This window comes from Micromonospora sp. NPDC003776 (assembly GCF_053605645.1).
This window is the reverse complement of record NZ_JBSGJR010000419.1, coordinates 1-6,281: the sequence shown is the minus strand read 5'-3', so window position 1 is coordinate 6,281 and position 6,281 is coordinate 1. Positions and strand designations below refer to the sequence as shown.

Below are 6,281 nucleotides of genomic sequence, written 5' to 3'. Positions count from 1 at the left end.
CGCCGCCGTGGTGGTCGGCGAGGCCGAGCGGGTCTCCCGGACGGCGGGCGCGGTGGTCGCCGAGGTCGACGCGGTGGCCGGGCGGGCCGCCGGCACGGTGGTCGCGGCGGAGCAGGCCGCCGGGACCGCGGCGGAGCTGCTGGCGGCGTACGAGCCGGCGCTGCGCCGGGCCGCGCCGATGGCGGCCCGGTTCGTCGAGCAGCTCAGCCCGGAGGAGGTGACCGCCGCGATCCGGCTGGTCGACGAGCTGCCGAAGCTCAAGGAGCACCTGACCTCGGACGTGCTGCCGATCCTGGCCACCCTGGACCGGGTCGGTCCGGACCTGCACGACCTGCTCGCGGTCACCCGCGACCTCAAGCTCGCCGTCGCCGGCATCCCCGGCCTGGGCATGCTCCGCCGCCGGGGCGAGCGCCTCGCCGACGAGCCCGCCGACCGCGACGCCGCCGTCGGCTGACCGGACCGCGACCGGCCGCCGTCAGCAGTCGCAGGTCACCGCCGCGCGGGGCGCGGTCAGCTCGTCCACCCGACGGCGGACGGTCCCGGCCGGGGTGACCACCGGCAGCCCCTCCCGGGCCCAGTACTCGAAGCCGCCGATCATCTCCTTGACCGGCCGGCCGAGCCGGGCGAACTCCAGGGCGGCCCGGGTGGCCCCGTTGCAGCCGGGTCCCCAGCAGTAGGTCACCACGGTCGACCCGGGCGGCACGAGCTCGGCGGCCCGGGCGGCGATCTCGGCGGTGGGCAGGTGCACGGCCCCCGGCAGGTGCCCCTGCCGCCAGGCCGCCGCGCCCCGGGAGTCGACCACGACCAGCCCCGGCGTGCCCGCCTCCAGGGCGGCGTGCACGTCGCTGACGTCGGTTTCGAAGCTGAGCCGGGCACGGAAGTGGGCGGCGGCGGTCGCCGGGTCGGCCGGCGGTACGGAGAAGGTCATGCCTCGATCCTGCGGCCGACCGGCCCGCCGTCGGGAGTGGCGTGATCGCCGCCTTTCGCTAACATCCCGCCATGGCTTCCCCCGACCGGACCGTGGCGGTGCTCGCGTACCCGGGGATGTCGGTCTTCGAGACCGGCATCGTCACCGAGGTGTTCGGCCTGCCCCGGCCCGAGCTCGGGGTCGACTGGTACCGGCTGACCCTCTGCGCGGAGCGGCCCGGGCCGGTGCCGGTGGTCGGCGGGGCCGCCCTGCACACCCCGTACGGGCTGGCGGCGCTCGCCGGGGCGGGCACCGTGATCCTGCCGGGGGTGCCGGACGTCACCGCCGACCCGTCGCCGGAACTGGTGGCGGCGCTGCGGCGGGCGCATCACCGGGGCGCCCGGCTGATGTCCATCTGCTCCGGCGCGTTCGCCCTGGCCGGCGCCGGCCTGCTCGACGGCCGCCGGGCCACCACCCACTGGCGGTACGCGGACCTGCTGGCCCGCCGGTATCCGGCGGTCACCGTCGACCCGGACGTGCTCTACCTCGACGACGGGGAGGTTCTCACCAGCGCGGGCAGCGCCGCCGGGCTGGACCTGTGCGTGCACGTGGTGCGCCGGGACTTCGGCGCGGCGGTGGCCAACGCGGTCGCCCGCCGACTGGTGATCCCACCGCACCGGGACGGCGGGCAGGCCCAGTTCATCGAGGCGCCGGTCAGCGTCGACCCGGACGACGATCGGATCGCGGCCAGCATGGCCTGGGCGGTGCGGCACCTGGCCGAACCGCTGACCGTGGCGGCGCTGGCCCGGCGGGCGCACCTGTCCGCCCGTAGCTACCTGCGGCACTTCGCCCGGGCCACCGGCACCAGCCCGATCCGCTGGCTGATCGACCAGCGGGTCCGGGCCAGCCTGGCGTTGCTGGAGACGACCGACGCCCCGATCGCGGAGATCGCCACGGCGGTCGGCTTCGACAGCCCGGTGACCTACCGGCACCACTTCGTGCGCGCGATGCGGACCTCACCGTCGGCGTACCGGCGGGCGTTCCGGGCCGCCGCGGCGTGAGCCGTCAGGCCGGGGTGTAGAGCTCGTCGATCTCCACCCGGCGGGGCAGCGCCACCGAGGCACCGAGGCGGCGTACGCAGGCGGCTCCGGCCGCCGCCGCCCAGCGCACCGCGTCGAGCAGTTCCCGCCCCTCGCCCCACGCCACCGCGAGGGCGGCGGTGAACGCGTCCCCGGCGGCGGTGGAGTCGACCGCGTCGACCTTCACCGCCGGGACGTGCACCGCCGTCCCGTCCCGGTCGACGTACCAGGCGCCGTCGGCGCCGAGGGTGAGCACCGCCCGGGGCACCAGCGCCAGCAGCGCGCCCGGCTCGTCCCGGCCCCGCCCGGTCAGCGCCTGGGCTTCGGTCTCGTTGACCACCAGCAGGTCCACCGCGGCGAGCAGTTCCGCCGGCACCGGCCGGGCCGGCGCCGCGTTGAGCACCACCCGGGTGCCGGCCGCCCGGGCCGCCACCGCCGCCGCGGTCACCGTCTCGACCGGCACCTCCAGCTGCGCGACCAGCACGTCCGCCTCGCGTACGGCGTGCAGCTCACCCTCGGTCAGGCCGGTGAACGTGCCGTTGGCGCCGGGGGTGACCAGGATGGCGTTCTCCCCCGCCCCGCCGACCATGACCAGGGCGACGCCGGAGGCGCCGTACACCACCCGGAGCTGGCCGGTGTCCACGCCGGCCGCGGTGATCCGGGCCTTGAGGGTGACCCCGAAGGCGTCCGAGCCGATCGCGCCGAGGAAGACGCAGGACGCGCCGGCGCGGACGGCGGCGATGGCCTGGTTGGCGCCCTTGCCACCGGGCAGCATGACGAAGTCGCTGCCGAGCAGCGTCTCGCCGGGCCGCGGCAGCGCGGCGGCGGTGCCGACCAGGTCCATGTTGGCGCTGCCCACCACGGCGACCCGGGTCTGCGGCACGGTGGTCCTCCCGCCGGTCAGGCGGCCCGGGCGGTCCAGCGGTCGCCGGACCGCTCGACGACCAGGGGCAGGCCGAAGGTCTTCGACAGGTTGTCCGCGGTGAGCGTGTCGGCGAGCAGGCCCTGCGCCACCACGCCGCCCTCGCGCAGCAGCAGCGCGTGGGTGAAGCCGGGCGGGATCTCCTCGACGTGGTGGGTGACCAGCACCAGGGCCGGGGCGTCGGGGTCGTACGCCAGCTCGGCGAGCCGGGCGACCAGGTCCTCGCGCCCGCCCAGGTCGAGCCCGGCGGCGGGCTCGTCGAGCAGGAGCAGCTCCGGGTCGGTCATCAGGGCCCGGGCGATCTGCACCCGCTTGCGCTCGCCCTCCGACAGCGTGCCGTACGCCCGGTCGGCGAGGTGGCCGATGCCCAGCTGGCCGAGCAGCGCGTGGGCGCGCGCCTCGTCGGTGCGGTCGTAGCTCTCCCGCCACCGGCCGACCACCGACCAGGCGGCGGTGACCACCACGTCGACCACCCGCTCGTCGGCGGGGATCCGCTCCGCGAGGGTGGCGGTGGAGAGCCCGATCCGCATCCGCAGCTCGTTGACGTCGGTGCGGCCGATCCGCTCGCCGAGGACGTGCGCGGTGCCGGTGGTCGGGTGCAGCCGGCCGGCGGCCAGGTTGAGCAGGGTGGTCTTGCCGGCGCCGTTCGGGCCGAGCACCACCCAGCGTTCGTCGAGTTCCACCCGCCAGTCGACGTCGTGCACCAGTGCGGTGCCGGAGCGCTTGACGGTCACCGCGTCGAGGCTGACTACCAGATCCAGGTCCCCAGTCACCGGTCCATCCAACCACGCAGCCCGCGCGCTGCCCCCCACGGGCGGCGCCGCCGCCATAGGGTGGGGCGCCTGTCATCGGTCACCACACCAGGAGGACGCCGCATGCCCGACCGTCCCGAGAGGCGGCGCGGATGAGCGCCGTCATCGAGATCGCGGGTCTCCGCAAGACGTTCCACACGATGCGCCAGGGGCGGCGGACCGCCGTCGACGGCTTCGACCTGCTGGTCGAGTCCGGGCAGGTGCACGGCTTTCTCGGGCCGAACGGCTCGGGCAAGACCACCACGCTGCGGGCTCTGCTCGGGCTGGTCCGCGCCGACGGCGGCCGGATGAGCGTGCTCGGAGCCGAGTCGCCCGGCCACCTGCCGGAGGTGGCGGGTCGGGTCGGCGCGATCGTGGAGAGCCCGCAGTTCTTCGCCAACTTCACCGGCCGCCGGACCCTGCGCCTGCTGGCGCTGGCCGGGGGCGTGCCCACCACCCGGGTGGACGAGGTGCTGGAGCAGGTCGGCCTGCGGGACCGGGGCGACGAGCGGGTCAAGGGCTACTCGCTGGGCATGAAGCAGCGGCTGGCCGTGGCGTCGGCGCTGCTGAAGAGCCCCGAGCTGCTGATCCTCGACGAGCCGGCGAACGGCCTGGACCCGGCGGGCATCCGGGAGATGCGCGACCTCGTGCGGTCCCTCGCCGCGGCCGGGGTGACCGTGCTGCTCTCCAGCCACATCCTGGCCGAGATTCAGCTCATCTGCGACCACGTGACGATCATCAGCCGGGGCCGGCGGGTGGCGCACGGCCGGGTGGAGGAGGTGCTGGCCGGCTTCGACCAGCACGAGTGGCGGGTACGGGTGGCCGAGCCGGAGCGCGCCGTGGAGCTGCTGGGGCGGATCGGCGTCTCCGTCACCGCCTACCCCGACCATCTGGTGGTCGCCGGGGTGGACGACGCGGAGGTGATCAGCCGCACGCTGGGCGAGCAGGGCCTCTGGGTCCGCGAGCTGGTCCCGCTGCGGCCGGACCTGGAGAGCGTCTTCCTGGAGCTGACCGCCGACGCCCCGCACCCGGTGTTGCCCCGTCAGGTGGACGGCGCGCCGCCGGGCGAGATGGTGATCGATCTGGACGTGCGCGAGAGCCGGGAGGTGGGCGCGTGAAGCTGGTCCGTGCCGAGCTGGAGCGGCTGGCCGCCCGCCGGTTCGTGCAGCTGATGGTGGTGCTGCTGCTGGTCGCGTTCGGGGTGACGGTGGCGACGACGCTGGCCGGCTCGCACCGGCCCACCCCGGACGAGCTGAGCCGGGCCCGGGCGCAGGCGGCCGAGGCGGTGGCCCAGATGGAGGCGACGCACACCCGCTGCCTCCGGATCAAGACGGGCGAGATCATTCCGGACGAGAACGACTACCTCCCGCGCGACTGCGCGGAGCTGGACCCGGCGCTGCGGTCGGAGCCGATCAGCACGGCGAACTACCTGAGCGGCGTCTTCGTCTTCGCCCAGAAGGCGAAGCCGTTGCTCTACTTCCTCGTCGCGTTCCTGATGCTCTTCGGGTTCCTGGTCGGCGCGTCCTACATCGGCGCCGACCTGAACTCGGGCGGGGTGGTCAACCTGCTGCTGTGGCGGCCGCGCCGCTGGACGGTACTGGGGACCAAGCTCGGCACGCTGCTCGGTGGGATGCTGGTGCTCTCGGCGGTGGCGTCGGCGGCGTACCTGGGGTTGTTCTGGCTGATCGGCCAGACCGCCGGCCTGTCCGGCGGCACGAACGCCGAGTTCTGGGGGTCGTTGGGCGCCACCTACGGCCGGGGGCTGGGGCTGGTGCTGCTGACCTCGGCGCTCGGTTTCGCCATCGCCACGCTGGGCCGGCACACCGCCGCGGCACTGGGCACGGTCGCCGCGTACCTGGTGGTGTGGGAGCTGGGCGCGCGGCTGGTGCTGGACATCGTCGACGCCACCCGACCGGAGCGCTGGATGCTCTCCAGCTACGTGGCCGCGTGGCTCAACGGCGAGGTCCAGTTCTGGGACCGGTTCGCCTGCAACGGCGTGAGCGGGAGCTTCTGCGAGGGCTTCTACCGGATCGGCTGGGGCTCGGGGTTGGCGGTGCTGCTCACGCTGACCGTGGTGCTGGTGGCGGCCGCGTTCACCGCGTTCCGTCGGCGGGACCTGATCTGAGGGGGTCCGGTGCGGGTCCCGGCACCGGGACCCGCACCGGCAACTCCTTGCAGAGATTCCCCAACTCGTGAAGAATTCCTTCACATGGTGGCGGAGGCGACGGCGGCTGGGCGGTCAGCCGACCGTCGAGCCGAACACCTCGTCGCGCACCGCGTCCAGCGCGGTCCGCAGCGCGCCGCGCAGGATCGGCTCCTCGGTGAGCCCGGTGGTCACCACCCGCGGCCGGACCAGGGTGATCGCGGCGACCTCGTGCTGCACCCGCTCGGCCAGCGCCGCACCGCCCGCCCGGCCCACCTCACCGGCGAGCACCACCAGCGGCGGGTCGAGCACCACGCAGGTGCTCGCGACGCCGAGGGCCAGCCGGCGGGCCAGTTCGTCCAGCAGCGGGCCGCCCGGGGGGCCGGCGGCGGTCGCGGGGCGGACCCCCCCGGCCGCGTCGGGGGGGGGGGAAACCTGC

General features: G+C 75.3%; 6 protein-coding genes and 2 pseudogenes. 4 read left to right on the top strand and 4 right to left on the bottom strand.

The annotated features are described in order from the left end of the window. Positions 1–454, top strand: a pseudogene (locus ACWEVO_RS26770) (hypothetical protein); the annotation flags it as partial. Positions 455–475: 21 nt separating this feature from the next. Here ACWEVO_RS26770 and ACWEVO_RS26765 read toward each other — a convergent pair. Continuing rightward, complete coding sequence (locus ACWEVO_RS26765) at positions 476–928, bottom strand: rhodanese-like domain-containing protein (RefSeq protein ID WP_452310270.1); 453 nt, start codon at positions 926–928, stop codon at positions 476–478. A 71-nt stretch (positions 929–999) separates the two neighbouring features. On the opposite strand from ACWEVO_RS26765, the gene ftrA reads away from it, so the two are divergent. After that, positions 1,000–1,968, top strand: a complete 969-nt coding sequence (gene ftrA / locus ACWEVO_RS26760) for a transcriptional regulator FtrA (RefSeq protein ID WP_452310269.1) — start codon at positions 1,000–1,002, stop codon at positions 1,966–1,968. A gap of 4 nt (positions 1,969–1,972) precedes the next feature. On the opposite strand, the gene ACWEVO_RS26755 is transcribed toward ftrA, so the two are convergent. Both ACWEVO_RS26755 and ACWEVO_RS26750 read right to left on the bottom strand, forming a co-directional pair. Beyond that, complete coding sequence (locus ACWEVO_RS26755; RefSeq protein WP_452310268.1) at positions 1,973–2,869, bottom strand: ribokinase; 897 nt, start codon at positions 2,867–2,869, stop codon at positions 1,973–1,975. A 17-nt stretch (positions 2,870–2,886) separates the two neighbouring features. Further along, positions 2,887–3,738 (bottom strand): ABC transporter ATP-binding protein, encoded by an 852-nt coding sequence (locus tag ACWEVO_RS26750; protein WP_452310267.1) that lies wholly within the window; start codon positions 3,736–3,738, stop codon positions 2,887–2,889. A gap of 74 nt (positions 3,739–3,812) precedes the next feature. On the opposite strand from ACWEVO_RS26750, the gene ACWEVO_RS26745 reads away from it, so the two are divergent. Both ACWEVO_RS26745 and ACWEVO_RS26740 read left to right on the top strand, forming a co-directional pair. Further along, a complete protein-coding gene (locus tag ACWEVO_RS26745) occupies positions 3,813–4,817 on the top strand; it encodes an ATP-binding cassette domain-containing protein (RefSeq protein ID WP_452310266.1) in 1,005 nt (334 codons plus the stop codon). Further along, entirely contained in the window at positions 4,814–5,824 is a 1,011-nt protein-coding gene (locus ACWEVO_RS26740; protein ID WP_452310265.1) for an ABC transporter permease subunit, read from the top strand. The genes ACWEVO_RS26745 and ACWEVO_RS26740 overlap by 4 nt, the downstream gene beginning before the upstream one ends. A gap of 114 nt (positions 5,825–5,938) precedes the next feature. Here the strand turns inward: ACWEVO_RS26740 and ACWEVO_RS26735 are convergent. Continuing rightward, positions 5,939–6,281 (bottom strand): annotated as a pseudogene (locus ACWEVO_RS26735) (ROK family transcriptional regulator); the annotation flags it as partial.

What these genes read in the sequence shown, in the direction of transcription:
- ACWEVO_RS26765 (WP_452310270.1), bottom strand. Translation starts at nt 928, where the DNA reads ATGACCTTCTCCGTACCGCCGGCCGACCCGGCGACCGCCGCCGCCCAC.
- ftrA (WP_452310269.1), top strand. Translation starts at nt 1,000, where the DNA reads ATGGCTTCCCCCGACCGGACCGTGGCGGTGCTCGCGTACCCGGGGATG.
- ACWEVO_RS26750 (WP_452310267.1), bottom strand. Translation starts at nt 3,738, where the DNA reads ATGGCGGCGGCGCCGCCCGTGGGGGGCAGCGCGCGGGCTGCGTGGTTG.
- ACWEVO_RS26745 (WP_452310266.1), top strand. Translation starts at nt 3,813, where the DNA reads ATGAGCGCCGTCATCGAGATCGCGGGTCTCCGCAAGACGTTCCACACG.